The 14,233-nt window shown below is 67.4% G+C and carries 17 protein-coding genes, 1 pseudogene and 1 other annotated feature; of the genes and pseudogenes, 9 read left to right on the forward strand and 9 right to left on the reverse strand.

The window, feature by feature from the left end:
* Positions 1-319, forward strand: a 319-nt coding sequence (locus B5M43_RS14340) for an integrase core domain-containing protein (protein ID WP_230668222.1), incomplete at its 5' end; no start/stop codon positions are given.
* Between the two features lie 452 nt (positions 320-771).
* Here the strand turns inward: B5M43_RS14340 and B5M43_RS14345 are convergent.
* From B5M43_RS14345 to B5M43_RS14380, 8 genes are all read right to left on the reverse strand, one after another.
* The gene (locus tag B5M43_RS14345) at positions 772-1,209 is read right to left on the reverse strand and encodes an IS3 family transposase (RefSeq protein ID WP_134747112.1); all 438 of its coding nucleotides are present in this window, start codon (positions 1,207-1,209) and stop codon (positions 772-774) included.
* Positions 1,117-1,245: a sequence feature (AL1L pseudoknot), on the reverse strand. It overlaps the preceding gene by 93 nt.
* Positions 1,203-1,529 carry a transposase gene (locus B5M43_RS14350; RefSeq protein WP_055990865.1) on the reverse strand — a complete coding sequence of 109 codons (327 nt, stop codon included), beginning with the start codon at positions 1,527-1,529 and terminating at the stop codon, positions 1,203-1,205. Its footprint overlaps the feature before it by 43 nt. Before B5M43_RS14350 ends, B5M43_RS14345 begins: the two co-directional genes overlap by 7 nt.
* A 315-nt stretch (positions 1,530-1,844) precedes the next feature.
* Entirely contained in the window at positions 1,845-2,729 is an 885-nt protein-coding gene (locus B5M43_RS14355; protein ID WP_200941086.1) for a sugar phosphate isomerase/epimerase, read from the reverse strand.
* Entirely contained in the window at positions 2,726-3,748 is a 1,023-nt protein-coding gene (locus tag B5M43_RS14360) for a zinc-binding dehydrogenase (protein WP_055990871.1), read from the reverse strand. The genes B5M43_RS14355 and B5M43_RS14360 overlap by 4 nt, the downstream gene beginning before the upstream one ends.
* A gap of 20 nt (positions 3,749-3,768) precedes the next feature.
* Positions 3,769-4,557, reverse strand: coding sequence for a carbohydrate ABC transporter permease (locus B5M43_RS14365; protein WP_205829552.1), 789 nt, complete (start codon positions 4,555-4,557; stop codon positions 3,769-3,771).
* Between the two features lie 71 nt (positions 4,558-4,628).
* Positions 4,629-5,459, reverse strand: coding sequence for a carbohydrate ABC transporter permease (locus B5M43_RS14370; RefSeq protein WP_055990878.1), 831 nt, complete (start codon positions 5,457-5,459; stop codon positions 4,629-4,631).
* A gap of 172 nt (positions 5,460-5,631) precedes the next feature.
* Entirely contained in the window at positions 5,632-7,011 is a 1,380-nt protein-coding gene (locus B5M43_RS14375) for an ABC transporter substrate-binding protein (protein ID WP_055990881.1), read from the reverse strand.
* Between the two features lie 72 nt (positions 7,012-7,083).
* On the reverse strand, positions 7,084-8,220 hold the full coding sequence (locus B5M43_RS14380; protein WP_268777927.1) for a Gfo/Idh/MocA family protein: 1,137 nt from the start codon (positions 8,218-8,220) through the stop codon (positions 7,084-7,086).
* 135 nt (positions 8,221-8,355) lie between these two features.
* Between B5M43_RS14380 and B5M43_RS14385 the strand changes: the two genes are divergently transcribed.
* The 7 genes and pseudogenes from B5M43_RS14385 to B5M43_RS14415 all read left to right on the forward strand — a co-directional run.
* Positions 8,356-9,567, forward strand: a complete 1,212-nt coding sequence (locus tag B5M43_RS14385; RefSeq protein ID WP_055990887.1) for an ROK family protein — start codon at positions 8,356-8,358, stop codon at positions 9,565-9,567.
* Between the two features lie 445 nt (positions 9,568-10,012).
* Positions 10,013-10,396, forward strand: a complete 384-nt coding sequence (locus tag B5M43_RS14390; protein WP_134747114.1) for an AraC family transcriptional regulator — start codon at positions 10,013-10,015, stop codon at positions 10,394-10,396.
* Positions 10,397-10,473: 77 nt separating this feature from the next.
* Entirely contained in the window at positions 10,474-10,659 is a 186-nt protein-coding gene (locus B5M43_RS14395) for a hypothetical protein (RefSeq protein WP_134747116.1), read from the forward strand.
* A gap of 60 nt (positions 10,660-10,719) precedes the next feature.
* Positions 10,720-10,974 (forward strand): hypothetical protein, encoded by a 255-nt coding sequence (locus B5M43_RS14400; protein WP_230668231.1) that lies wholly within the window; start codon positions 10,720-10,722, stop codon positions 10,972-10,974.
* 235 nt (positions 10,975-11,209) lie between these two features.
* On the forward strand, positions 11,210-11,572 hold the full coding sequence (locus B5M43_RS14405) for an IS110 family transposase (protein ID WP_230668224.1): 363 nt from the start codon (positions 11,210-11,212) through the stop codon (positions 11,570-11,572).
* A gap of 128 nt (positions 11,573-11,700) precedes the next feature.
* Complete coding sequence (locus B5M43_RS14410; RefSeq protein WP_230668228.1) at positions 11,701-12,243, forward strand: transposase; 543 nt, start codon at positions 11,701-11,703, stop codon at positions 12,241-12,243.
* Positions 12,233-12,493, forward strand: a pseudogene (locus B5M43_RS14415) (integrase core domain-containing protein); the annotation flags it as partial. The gene B5M43_RS14410 and the pseudogene B5M43_RS14415, both read left to right, overlap by 11 nt.
* Positions 12,494-12,534: 41 nt before the next feature.
* Here the strand turns inward: B5M43_RS14415 and B5M43_RS14420 are convergent.
* Positions 12,535-13,758, reverse strand: a complete 1,224-nt coding sequence (locus B5M43_RS14420) for an MFS transporter (protein ID WP_134747354.1) — start codon at positions 13,756-13,758, stop codon at positions 12,535-12,537.
* A gap of 116 nt (positions 13,759-13,874) precedes the next feature.
* Here B5M43_RS14420 and B5M43_RS14425 point away from each other — a divergent pair, with 116 nt between their 5' ends.
* Positions 13,875-14,180, forward strand: coding sequence for a transposase (locus tag B5M43_RS14425; RefSeq protein ID WP_230668226.1), 306 nt, complete (start codon positions 13,875-13,877; stop codon positions 14,178-14,180).
* The last annotated feature ends 53 nt before the right edge of the window (positions 14,181-14,233 follow it).

Here is a 14,233-nt window from a genome sequence, read left to right on the forward strand (position 1 = left end):
GAACTACATGTCGATGGTTTACACCGACCGCGTCGTCGAACTTGGCGCGACCCCGTCGACAGGCACTGTCGGGGACTCGTATGACAATGCCCTCGCCGAGGCGATCAACAACCTCTACAAGACCGAGCTGATCCGCCAGCGCGGGCCCTGGAGGACGGTCGAGCAGGTCGAGCTTGCGACGCTCGAATGGGTGTGGTGGTGGAACCACCAACGCCTCCATGGCGAGCTCGGCATGCGCACCCCGGCCGAGGTCGAGGACGCGTACTACGCTGACCTCGGATCAGCCTCCCCGGCGACCGCCGGACAGGGAAACCGATAGGAACGAAACCCAGGCCGGTTCAATTCGCGGGCGCACCATTGCCAGGCCAGCACGTGTCCGGTGTCGGACAGGGCGATGAGCAGGCACCAGGTGCCGATGTGGATCCCGTCGACGAGGACGGCGTGATGGACCGTCTCGACCGGGCCCAGCTGCGGGACGAGGTCCCAGCACCACGCGATCTTGCGACGCAAGGTGCGTGCTGACGCGTCGCCGGCTGCTTCGGCTTGGGTGGTCTTCCCGGCGATCCAGAGGACGAACTTCGCCAGCGTCTGCCGGCGGGACACATCCGGGCGGCGTCGCGTGCTTGAGGCGCCGCAGTCAGGGCATCGCCAGCGTTGCGTCCCTGAACGGTGCCTGCCGTTCTTGACCAGCTTGCTGCGGCATACCAGACAGGTCGTCGAGTTCGTCGGAAGGCCCACGACTAAGGGTCGCGGACCATACCGATCCCCGTTCTACCGCGAAATCACGCCCATCACCCACAGCTCGTTCGGACGGTCCGCACGGAAGCAGCGCAGCACGTGATCTGGGGGCCGCGTCGACGAGGAGTCGGGACGAGTGGTGACGAACTGCTTGCCGCGGCGGATCCCGCGCAGCCCCTGCTGCCGCATGAGACGCTCGACCGTGCAGCGGGCCACGACGATCCCTTCTCGTCGCAGCAGATGCCAGACCTTACGGACCCCGCTGATCCCGCGGCCGAGTTTCCGATCCCAGAACACCCGCTCTATCTGCACGATCAATTCCGCGTCGCTGACGGCGCGCGCGGAGGCCAGCCGGGTCTTGAACGCGTAATAGCCGGACGGGGCGATCTTGACGCCGTGCGCGGTCAGCACCCGGCAGATCGGCTCGACCCCGAACCGGTCACGATGTTCGTCGATGAACTGAACTACCACGGCAGTCGCGGGTCGAGCTCCCGCGCGAAGAACGAGGAAGCCGCCAACAGGATCTCATTGGCCCGCTTCAGCTCCCGGTTCTCAGCCTCGAGCTGCTTGATCCGCGCAGCATCGCTCGTGGTCGTCCCTGCGCGTCCGCCCGCGTCGATCGCGGCCTGCTTGCACCAGCCCCGCAACGTGTCGGAGTTCACCCCGACACGCTGCCCGACCCGGGACACCGCCGCGTGCAGCGACAACTCCGGATCTTCCTTCCTGGCCTCGGCAACAAGCCTCATCGCACGCTCACGAAGCTCCGGCGGATACTTCCTCGGTGCCGGCATAGTCATCATCCTCTCGGGGAATCAGACCCTCCACGAGACCCGGAACGATTCATTCCACTAGTGGAGATCGAACCCCGGTGGGGATCGTAAGAACGATCGCACGCTCGCGGATTCCTCGAGGACGAGGTGCACCCCACCCGCGCGGGTCACGCCGACGTAGGACAGCTGATCACAGAACGGATCCTCGGCGCCCCTCCCCGCGAGGCGTGAGACGTGCTCGAGCGCCGTGCCGCCCAGGGCGGCACGGCGCTCGACGATGTTGTGCTCACGGTGCCCAACACTTCGAAAAGGAGTCGCCCGAGCGGACGATCCTCGTCAGTATTGCGCCAGCTCGTCGACGATCGGCCGGATATAGGCGTCCGACGCGCGCAGCTGCGCTCCGATCTTCTCCAGCGCCCAGCCGTGCGTGCCGTGGCACTTCAGGCTCGCGGGGCCTTCGTAACCGACCGCGGCGAGCGAGCGCAGCAGTACCCGGTGGTCGAGCGTGCCGTCCGGACGCGGGAGCTGCTGCTCCCCCGGGCCGAAGTTGAGGCCGTCCACGCCGTGCTGGTAGTTCCGGTCGATGTCCCAGATGTAGTAGTAGAAGAGGCGCTTGCGCTCGGCGAGGAAGGTGACGACCTCGGTCACGGCCTCCTGCATGACCCACAGGTGAGGGGGCGCGACGCAGACGCCGAGGAACGGGTCGTCGATGTCGCGCACGAGCCGCTTGATCTGCGCGAGCGAGTCGACGCCCTCGTCCCAGCGTCGGTCCTCGTTGCCCCCCTGCTCGAAGTCCGCCGAGAACGGGACGGTGAGGTGGTTCTCCACCGCGATCCGCACGCCTCGACGACGTCCCGCCTCCACGATGGGAGGCAGGAAGCGGGAGACGAACTCGGGATAGTTCGCCTCGCAGTCGAAGATCAGCGTGTCGATTCCGAGGTCGGCGGCGAAGTCGACCCGCTCGAGGATCTCATCCTGGGTCTTGCCGTAGGTCGTCAGACCACACGGGCGCACGCCGTACGTGTCCAGGACGCGGAGGATCTCGCTCGGGTCGTCGCCGGGATTGACGTGGTGCCCCAGCGGCGCGGCGGAGGACCAGAGGTTGATCTCGGTGAAGCCGATCTCGGCGAGATCGCGGACCGCGTCCTCGAAGGGATGGTCGTGGTACGGGAGGATCTCTGCTGTGTAGCGGAACATGCTCGTGCCTTTCTTTGCGGTCACCAGACGAAGACGGCCTTCTCGGTCTCGCGACGGTCGAAGGCGGCGAACGCCTGTTCGGCCTGTTCGATCGAGAACTCGTGGCTGATGAGCTTCTCGACGGGCACCGCTCGATCCTCGACGAACCGCACGATCTCGTCCCATTCGCCCCGGCCGAAGTACCAGCCGCCGATCACCGTGAGGAGCTTGCGGATGATCTGTTCGCTCGGGTTGATCTCGGTGGCCCGCGACTCACCGACGAACGCGACGGCTCCGCAACGCGCCGCGGCATCCAACGCGCTGTTCTGCCCGCGCGGGTTGCCGGAGCACTCGATGACGACGTCGGCCCCGATCCCGCGGGTGAGTCCGCGGATCGCTTCGGCAGCGTCGGTGTCGGCGCTGTTCACGATGTCGTCGGCACCGAGCTCCGATGCCTGCTGCAGACGGGAGTCGAGGACGTCCACGGCGATTACGCGCGCGCCCAACGCCTTCGCCACCAGCACGGCCGCGGCGCCCATCGGGCCGAGGCCCACGACGGCGACCGTGTGCCGGCCGGAGACGCCGAGCCTCTTCTGGGTGCTGTACTGGGTGCCCACCATGTCGGTCAGGACGGCCCCGGCCTTGAAGGAGATGGTCTCGGGCAGGGGTAGACAGTTGCGCTCCGGCAGCAGGAAGTACTCGGCGTCGCCACCGTGCACGTCGAACCCGAAGCACTTCCAGTCGGGCTCGAGCATCGGCAGGCCCTGTGCCGAGTACGGTGCGTTCGGGTCCGCGATCGCGAGATACCCGGCCACACGATCACCGACTTTCGTGCTGGCGACGTTCGGTCCGACGGCGACGACCTCTCCCGCCGCCTCGTGGCCGGGCACGATGAGCTCGGTCGCACCGGATCCGACGATCGGGTTGCCGTAGTAGATGCTCATATCGCTACGGCAGATGGCGCTCGCCCGTGTGCGCACGAGCACCTCGTCGCCTTGGGGCTCCGGCGTGGGTACGTCCTCGACCACGACCCGCTTGTCGCCGGGCAGCAGCACTGCTCTCATGAGATTTCCTTCCAGGATGGTCATTTGACTGCGCCAAAGGTGAGGCCGGAGATCATCCTGCGCCGGAGCAGGATGGTCAGCACCAGGATCGGGGCGACGATGAGCGTCGCGCCGGCCGTGATGCTGCCCCAGTCGGTTCCGAACATGCCCGTGAACTCCTGCAGTCCGACGGGCGCCGTCTTCGCCGCGCTGCGCGTGAGCGAGAGCGCGAAGAGGAACTCGTTCCAAGTCAGCACGATGGTGAGCACCGCTACGGTCGCGACGGAGGGCGCCAGAAGCGGCCAGATCACGCGGCGCAGGATTACCCACTGCCCGGCGCCGTCGACCATGGCCGCCTCTTGGATCTCGTAGGGGATCTGCACGATGGTGCTCCGGAGGATCCAGATCGCGATGGGCAGGTTGAAGGCGGCGTACGGCACGATGAGCACGGGGTAGGTGTCCATCAACCCGAGCTTTCCTGCGAACACGAAGATCGGCACGACGGCGACGATGGGGGGGAACATGTACGTGGACAGGATCCACGAGGCGATCCCCTTGCGCGGGCCGAAGCTCCTCATCGACAGGGCATACGCGGCGGGTACGGCCAGCAGCACGGTCAGCACGGTCGCGCCGATGCTGACTATCGCGCTGTTGAGCAGGAGGGCTCCGAATCCTCGGGAAACTCCGCTGCCGCCCGCGAGCACTGTCGCGAAGTTCTCGAACGTCACCGGAAAGATCCACACCGGAGGCACCTGGTTCACAATGCCGGCAGGCTTCACTGAAGTGACGAGCATGAACACCAGGGGGATGAGGCCGATCACGAGCCACACCCACACGAAGCTACGGAGCACGAGCTGGAGGACAGACGAGGTGCCCCTCGGTTCGACGGTCGATGACATAATTACAACTCCTCCGGGTCCGCGCGGCGGCCGATGACGCGCTGCATGATGGGAACCAGCACCAGCAGCACGATCAGTAGCAGCACGCCCATCGCGGATGCGAGCCCGATATTGAACGTCTGGAGTCCGACGCGGTAGATGCCGAGGTTGATCATCTCGGTCGAGCTGCCGGGGCCGCCGCCGGTGACGATCTTGAACGAGTCGAAGGTCTTGAAGGCCTGGATCGTGCGCAGGACGACCGCGATGGAGAGGAACGGGATGAGGCCCGGCAGCGTGATGTGCCGGAACACCTGCCACCCGCTGGCGCCGTCGACCATTGCTGCTTCGCGCGGCTCGAGCGGCAGCGACTGGATCCCCGCCATCAGGATGAGGGCGACGAACGGCGTCCACTGCCACAAGTCGAGGACGATCAGCACCGCCCAGGCCGTGATGGGGTTGCCCAGCAGATCAATGTTGGGCGGAAGGCCCAGGAACTGCAGGTAATAGGGGATCCAGCCGTAGTTCGGGTTGACCAACTGGCGGAAGATCATCGCGGCCGCGGCGGGAGTCACCGCGAATGGCAGTAGCATCAGAGTGGCCGCCACCTTGTTCGCAGCGGTCTGTCGCGCCAACGGCACGGCCAGCGCAAGGCCGAGCAGCAGCTCGAGCACGACCACGATCGCGACGAACGTGAGGGTGACGATGAACGACTGCTGGGTAGCAGGGCTCGTGAGGGCGACCTCGTAGTTGCGGAAGCCCACGAACGAGCCCTGCCCACCGAGCACACTCGCGTTGCTGAAACTGGTGACGAGGATGTAGATCGCCGGGGCGATCGTCATGACCAGGAGCACCACCAGGGCGGGCGACAAGTATAGCCAAGGGAGCCGGCGCGAACGGAATCGGCCGCCGGACCGGCCCTCCTTGGTGGGGGGAACGGCCTGGGCGGCACCGCCGAGGGGGTGGCGGTCCCTCGATGGAAGTGTGACTGTCATGGGCTGCTCTCTGGTCGTGTGGTCAGCGGTTGACCTAGTAGCCGGCCTGCTCCAGCAGGGCCGCCACGGCGTCGGCCGCTTCAGCGATGGCCGCCTCGGGCGTCGCGTCGCCGGACGCGGCGCGGTTGACGGAGACAGCGACGGCGTGGCTGACCTCCATGTAGTTCGTGAGGCGCGCACGGCCGACGCCCACGGCGAGCGACTGGCCGAGCGTCTCGTAGAACTCCGCGTTGTCCCCGCCCCCCGCGGCCACGGTCTCGTACACGGACGTACGGCTCGGATGGAGCTCGTGCTCGGTCATGGCCAGCTGCTGCTCGGACGAGGTGAGCCAGGCGGCGGCCTGGTACGCCCAGTCCTTGTGCTCAGAGTTACGGTTCACGCTCAGCATCCACGTGCCGAAGTGGGGCCCCTCGCTCTCCGCGCGGGGCACGGGCGCGTAGCCGATCTCCCCGCCGACCGCCTCGGCCAGCTCGAGCGAGTGGTAGTTGATCGTCATCGCGGTCATGCCATTGTTGAACGAGGTCGCGGTCTCGTCCCACGACGCCGACGTACTCCCGGGCGGCACGACGCCGCTCTCGACGAGCCCACGGTAGTAGGTGAGCGCCTCGACGCCCTCCGGGCTGTCGAACGCGAGCGATAGGTCGTCCGCGACGAGGTGTCCGTCGCCGCCGAAGCTCGCGAGCAGCGTCTTGAAGTCGTCCGTCGCCCAGTCGCCCACGCCCGCCATGACAGTCGTACCGTAGAGGTTGTTCTCAGGCTGCGTGAAGAACTCAGCCACTTCGGCGTACTCGTCCCAGGTGGTGGGAACCGTCAGCTCGCGGCCATACTCGGCCTGGAAGGCCGCCTTCTGGTCGGGGGCCTCGAACAGGTCCTTCCGATACGCCATCACGGCCGCGTTCGCCTGGATCGGCAGGCCGTAGACGTCGAAGCCCTCCGAGGTGATCGCCTCCACGTCCGGGGCGCTCGTCGCGTCGGGGAACTGCCGGATCGGGTCCGCCTGGTCGTAGACGGCGGTGTCGAAGAACACCTTCGGGATGAAGTCCGCGATGTCGACATCGGCGTTCTCATTCATCTCCTCGTTGGAGATATAGCCGCTCAGGGGCTCGAGGCTGCCGACGATCGCGGGCGCCCACGGAGTGTCCACGACGAAAACGTCATAGTGGGAGCTCGACGAAGCGATCTCAGAGAAGACGCGCTGCTGGAGCGCGTCGTACGGCTGCGTATCGATCTCCAGCGCGATGTCGAACTCCTCCTCGAACGCATCGACACGGGACTGGACGGCGGCCGCGTTGGCCTCGGCCGTTGTGTAGAGGATCCGCAGCGTGTCGGGCTTCTCGCCGGGCTCGCTGGGAGCGGAGCTCCCCGAGCACCCGGCCAGGATTGCTCCCGTGGTGAGAAACGCGGCCGCGCCCACCCACCTCGTTCGACGTGATGTGATCATGAGTCAATACCTCCTTGTATTGGGCCTGAACCCGCGGTTGAGACGTCAGATGAGGGGGTGCCCTCGGGTCGTCGGGCTTTCGGTGTGCAGCCGTATCCACTCCGAGGTCCGCGCCGAGAGCAGGACCGCTTCGGTGACCTCGGTGGCCCGAAGCCCGTCCTGGAAGGTGGGCAGGCCGTCCCGCTGCTCTCCGCGCAGGGCCGCGTAGGTGTCGGCCACGAAACCGTTGAAAGCGTCCTGGTACCCCTGCGGATGGCCCGCCGGTACTACGGCCAGCCGAGCTGCGTCGGGCGACAGAACATCGGGGTCGCGAAGCAGCACCCGCCCGCCTTCACGCTCGCCCACCCACAGCGACTCCGGCTGCTCCTGGTCGAAGGCCAGAGTGCGCTGCGTGCCGTTGATCTCAAGCCACAGCCGGTTCTTGCGACCAGGGGCGACCTGACTGACGGTGAGGGTGCCGAGCCCGCCGCCGGCGGTCTCGAAGATCACGACGGCGAGATCCTCAGTGCGGACCTCCCGACCGCTACGAGTCGAGTGCGCGATGCGGGTACGCGCCTGCAACGCAACGATCCGCTCCCCGGAGACGAACTCCATCAAGTCGCAAAGGTGCGAGCCGACGTCACCGAACGCGCGCGAGCGGCCGCCCTCGGTCTCGTCGACGCGCCAATTGTCGGCGCCGGCGTCGAGCAGCCAGTCCTGCAGGTAGCCGCCCTGCAGCGTCAGCAGCTCMCCGAGACGACCCGCGCCCACCATCGCGCGCGCCTCCCGGGCCATGGGGTGGAAGCGGTAAACGAACGGCACCGTTGCGACCAGGCCGGACGCCTCCGCGGTGGCGGCAAGCCGCCGTGCCGACGACGCGTCGGTGGCGAGAGGCTTCTCGCAGACGACGTTCACACCTGCGTCGAGCACCTCCTGGGCATAGCGCGCGTGCGTGCTGTTGGGGGTGCAGATGTGCACCACGTCGAGCCCCTGATCCAGCAGCCCGGCCAGGTCGTCATGTGCGACCGGGACGTCCAACCGGTCGGCCGCCGCCCTGGCGCTTCCCGGACTGGACGACGTGATTCCAACGACCTGTCCTCCAGCGGCCCGTGCGGCGTGGGCGTGAACTCGCGCCATGAAGCCGCCCCCGACGATCCCCGTACGGATCGGATCGGTCGATGCTGTGTGGACGCGCGCTGTCACGGGAGTTATTTGACATCGCTCGTGCATCTTGTGTCAAGCCATCGGTTAAAAGATGCATCATGAGATGCCTCCTTATACCCGCTTATGGGAGGAGTTGAGCACTTCCCTCCCCGCGCGTGTGATTGACTGGGCCGTATGAACGGCATGCCCGGCAGGCTGGGGGGACCAGGCATCGGCGACTTCTTCCAGCTCTTCCGCGACGGGAACGCGCGCACGAGGGCAGAGCTCATCTCCCTGACCGGCCTGGCTCGCTCCACCGTCGCGTTGCGTGTGGACGCCCTGCTGACTTCAGGGCTTCTGCAGCCGGCGCCCGATGCCGCCTCCTCGGGCGGTCGACCGCCTGCCCGGCTCGTCATCAACCCGAGTGCGCGCCTGATTGTCGCCGTCGACCTCGGCGCGACCCACGGCGTCGTCGCCCTGACGGACCTGAACGGCCGCGTCCTGGAGAGCGTGCGAGACGACATCCGCATCTCCGACGGCCCCGAGCCCGTGCTGGAGTGGGCGTGCGACCGCGCGGAGGCCCTCCTGGCCGCGTCTCACCGTCGCGATGCGCCGCTCGCCGGCGTGGGGATCGGAGTACCGGGCCCGGTCGAGCACTCGACAGGCCGCGCCGTCAAGCCCCCAATTATGCCCGGGTGGGACGGCTTCGATATCCCCGACTTTGTGGGTCGCCGCCTCGGAACCACTGTCCTGGTAGACAACGACGTCAACGTCCTCGCTCTCGGCGAGCACGCGAGTGTTTGGCCCTCGGTTGACGACCTCCTCTTCGTCAAGGTCTCAACGGGTATCGGCCTGGGCATCATCAGTGGCGGCACCCTCCGACGCGGGGCACAGGGCACGGCGGGCGACATCGGCCGGGTGCAGGTGCCGATGAGCCGGGATTCGCGTCGGCCGCCGGGCGACGAGAGGGACCTCGAGGCGATAGCGAGCGCGCCCGCGATCGCCGCCGCCCTGGCCGCCGACGGAGTCCCGGTCTACACGACGGCGGACCTGGTCGCCCTGCTGAGCCAGGGGGATGCGCGAGCGGTGCGGGCCACGCGCGAGGCGGGCCGCGAGATCGGTGAGGTGTTGGCGACTGTGGTCAACCTGCTCAACCCCTCTGTGATCACCATCGGCGGCCTGCTCGCACGGGCGAGCGAGGACCTCATCGCGGGCATCCGGGAAGTGGTGTACCGGCGCTCGACGCCCCTCGCCACGGAGCACCTGCTGATCGTGCCGTCCACCAGCCGAGACTTCGCGGGCGTGCTCGGTGCAGCGATCATGGTGAGCCAGCACTTCCTTTCGCCGACCGCCGTCGAGACGCTCATCGCCGAGGAGCTCACCACCAAGACGGCCGCCACCGCCTGAGTGCCACTCTGAAGGCGACGGTTCAGTGGCTGCGATGCCGCCGGGAAGCGGCATCGAGTTCCTCCGCGACGAGGTCGCCGGTGATCGCAGCGCCCTGACCCGCGCCGCTATCCCTACGAGCGCGGGGCGGCGACGTAGCTGCCCGGCACGATCTTTGCGCCGCCTGGGTTGTGCGTAATGCACCGCCTGCCCACCAACCTCTCGGCCCAGGTCGAGTAGCAGCGTGTCATGGAAGCAGGGCATCGGCCTGACGAAGCCCACCGCCCACCCGCCGCCGCGGCCGTCCTCGAGCTCAGCACCTCCGTGACTGTCGTCCTCGACGACGCGCTGCACCCTCTGGGCTGGATCCGAGCGCTTCGGGCTTGAGCGCGTCGCCCTCAAACAGGGGTGAGGGCGCGTCGCCCAGGAACAGTGTCACATGGTCGGACCACTGGCGACGAGCACCGTGGGCGACCGCCTCGCACCGCCCTCCGATCACACCGAGCCCCTGATTGCGCACCTCACAGCCGTGACAGTTGGGGGCGATGTAGAACGTCGCCGGGCGATGGGTATATCGCACCGCAAGCTCGCGAGCATCGAGCAGGCACAGAGGGCGGCGCAATTCCTCGCGGCAGGGGGATCGATCGCCGATGCCGTCGCCGGCTACTACGACCAGCCTCAGCTCACGCGCGCAATGCGCTGGGCGACCGGTCACACTCCGCGCGAGCTGAGGGCGATGACCTCGTTCGTGGCGTTTGATCCTGGCCTCCGGCGCTCGTCCTCGATTTCGGTTCGATACAAGACGAATGCGGGCAGCCGCAGGTTGACTGCGGACATTGATGTCGATTGAGCTCGACCGCGTCTCCGGCCTCCTGGACGGATCGCAGCCGAGCGCCTACGGGCCTATGCGATAGGAGCGTTGACCGCATGGGCAAAGTCACCCTCACCCACACCCTCTCCCCGGCCGAGATCCACGCCGCCTTCAACGCAATCGCCGAGGCCCACCTCTGCTGCGACGACGAGATGCGCCGCGAATGCTACGGATACGGCCGCGCACAAGACGAGGATCTGATCCTCCAGAAAGCCACCTCCGGAGAGATCATCTATGGCTGAGCAGCAGCACCGCCAGCTCCCCGCCTCGTCGGACGAGTCCCTGCAGACGGCGACGGCACATTGAACCGTCCCCGGTTTGATGCCGCTTCCTTTCGAGTCTGGAAGGAAGATGATGATCATGCCGAAGAGGATTCCGGAGGAGACGAAGCAGCGCGCTATCCGGCTCGTGCTCAATACACCGCGCTGCGCTACTCCGAACGGCTCGCGGATGTGGGCGCCATCGCCTCGATCGGCACCGTCGGCGATAGCTACGACTGTCAGTCTGTTTCTGCCGCATCCCGCAAGGATGAGGAAGTCCTGGCCGGAGCGTTCTGACCCTTGCTTATGATTGGCCCGCAGGGTGCCTTGGCGTTGATCTGTCGAGCCTCCGGCCGGGCGCGCAGTAACCGCTGCCGCCGGATCGGGCGTGACCTGATAGGAGCCTGGAGCAGTCTCGACAACGCGTCCCCATGACAGTCCTGTCCACCCGCCGGCGACAGCGTGACACCACGCTAACCGGCAGGAGGACCGAAACATGACCGCAGTCGAGCCCGCCCGCTCCGGGCACGTCGTGATCGGCGTCGACACGCACAAGCACATCCACGTCGCCGCAGTGATGGACTCCATCGGCGGGATCCTCGCGACCCTCACGATCGCGACCGATACAGCTGGCTTCAAGCAACTGCTGGAGTGGGCGAGCGGGTTCGGGAAGATCATCGCGTTCGGCATCGAAGGCACCGGCTCCTACGGGGCCGCGCTGACCTCGTTCTTGCGCCGGAACGATCACAAGGTCGTCGAGGTCTCGCGACCGGATCGTCGGTTGCGGCGCCTGAACGGCAAGTCCGACACTCTCGACGCGGAGAACGCCGCCCGGCGGTCCTCGCGGGGTTCGCGACCGCGGTCCCGAAGAGCGCCGACGGCGTGGTCGAGATGATCCGGCAGCTGAAAGTCGCCCACGACACCGCGGTCAAGGATCGCACCGGAGCGATGGTCACCCTCAAAGCGATGCTCGTCCACGCTACCGAGGATCTCCGACGCGAGACGGCGCGGAAGACGCAGAAGATGATCGCCCGTCACTGCGCCGCGCTCCGGCCCCGTGGGCTCGAAACGCCGGAGGACGCGAACCGTCACGCGCTCCGGTCGATCGCGAAACGCTGGATCGCGCTCAATGAGGAGATCACCGAGCTCGAAGAGCAGATCGAGCAACTCGTTCTCCGGCGGGCGCCGCATCTGCTGGACGAGTTCGGCATCGGTGTCGACACTGCCGCGGAGATCCTCATCGTCGCCGGCGACAACCCCGAGCGCATCAAGAGCGAAGCCGCGTTCGCGAAGCTCGCCGGCATCAGCCCCATCCCCACAGGGTCGGGCATGACCAGCGGGAAGCATCGCATCAACCATGGCGGTCACCGCCAGCTCAATGCCGCGATCTACCGGACCGTCATCGTGAGGATGAGATTCCACGAGCCGACGATCGCCTACGTCGCCCGACGCACCGCCGAAGGCAAGAGCAAACGCGACATCATCCGCTGCCTCAAGCGCTACGTCATCCGCGAGGTCTACCACCTCGTCAAGACCGACCCCAGAACCGGCGAAATCGCGAGTTGACAACTATAGGAGCATCAACGCCCTCGCCGAGGCGATCAACAACCTCTACAAGACCGAGCTGATCCGCCAGCGCGGGCCCTGGAGGACGGTCGAGCAGGTCGAGCTTGCGACGCTCGAATGGGTGTGGTGGTGGAACCACCAACGCCTCCATGGCGAGCTCGGCATGCGCACCCCGGCCGAGGTCGAGGACGCGTACTACGCTGACCTCGGATCAGCCTCCCCGGCGACCGCCGGACAGGGAAACCGATAGGAACGAAACCCAGGCCGATTCATGCTGCCGCTGGCGGTCTGCTAGCTGGCGGCGGATGACCCTCGCGGACGCAGCCACAGGACGCCGAGCAGCATGGCCCCCGCGATCAGGAGAAGGACGGCGACAGCAACGCCGTCCCAGCCGGCCGACGTGAACGCGAAGCCGAGGACCCAGCCGAACAGGCTCGAGCCGCCGTAGTAGCCGAGGTAGTACAGCGACGACGCCTGCGCACGCGCACGGGGCGGCGCCGCCACCGGCGCCCAGCCGGAGGCGACGGCGTGCGCGGCGAAGAAGCCGGCGGTGAAGACGAGGAGCCCCGTCAGGATCAGCGCGAGCACCGGCACGAGCGTCAGGGCGGCGCCGGCTGCCATGACCAGGATCGACATCAGCAGCACCGGGAAGCGGCCGAACCGCGAGGCGAGCGTTCCCGCGACCGGCGAGGCGACCGTTCCCGCAAGGTAGGCGAGGAACAGCAGGCTCACCGCCCAGTGCGGCAGCGAGTACGGGGGTTCGGCGAGCGCGAATCCGAGGTAGTTGTAGAGCGCCACGAAGCCGCCCATGAGCAGGAAGCCCTGGGCGTAGAGCGCGAGCTGTCGCCGGGAGCGCAGGTTGACCGCGAGCCGATGCAGCAGCGACGGTGCGCGATCGGGCCGGTGGCGGAGGGCAACGAAGCCGCGGGCCTTCGGCACGAGCAGGAGGAACGCCACGGCCGAGAGCGCGCAGGCGATCGCGACCGCGAGCACGCCGATCTCCCAACCGGCGAAGTCGCCGACCGGCCCTGCGATGATGCGCCCGGCCAGGCCGCCGATCGTCGTGCCCGCGATGTAGCTGCCGGCGGCGGCGGCCGTATGCGCGGCATCCACCTCCTCACTGAGATAGGCGAGTGCGATCGCCGGAACCGCGCCCAGCCCCACGCCCTCGAGCAGACGGAGCACGAGCAGCAGGCCGAGGTCGGGGCTGAACGGCGCGAGCAGTCCGAACAGTGTCGCGGCGAGGATGCCGACCGTCATCGCGGGCACGCGCCCCACGCGGTCGGCGACGGCGGACCACGGGATCACGGTGGCGGCGAGTCCGAGCGTCGTCGCCGACACCGTCAGGGCCGCGGTCGCGGGCGGTACCTCGAACTCGGCGGCGATCAGCGGCAGCACCGCCTGCGGCGAGTAGAGCTGGGCGAAGGTAGCAATGCCGGCGAAGAACAGTCCAGCGATCAGCCGGCGGTACGCGCGCTCACCAGGCAGATGCCCTGTGAATCCGGATGCCGACATCGGGCCCCACCATACAGGGGGGGGCGTCTGGTCATAAGAGTGGCCGTCGGGTCTGCTGAACGAATAGGTGACACCTGATCTGTGGTGCCTGAGGGTGTCGCTGGGGGGATGTCATCATGCCCAAGCCCTATCCGCGCGAGTTCCGTGAGGACGTGGTTCGCGTTGCTCGTGGTCGGGATGCCGGGGTGCCGTTGCGGAAGATCGCGGCGGACTTCGGGATCAGCGMGACCTGCCTGCAGAACTGGATGCGCCAAGACGACGTCGAAGCCGGGGTCAAGCCCGGCGTGACGAAGTCGGAGGCCGATGAGCTCCGTGAGCTGCGCAAGCGGAACCGGTTGCTCGAGCAGGAGAACGAGGTGCTGCGGAAGGCCGCGGCGTATCTGTCGCAGGCGAACCTCAAGCTCGGTGGTTCCCCAAAATGATGTACCCGCTCGTCCGCGAGCTGGCCGCGAAGGACGCCCCGATGCGGGTGCCG

This window comes from Microbacterium sp. MEC084 (assembly GCF_004514465.2).
Lineage (GTDB): Bacteria > Actinomycetota > Actinomycetes > Actinomycetales > Microbacteriaceae > Microbacterium.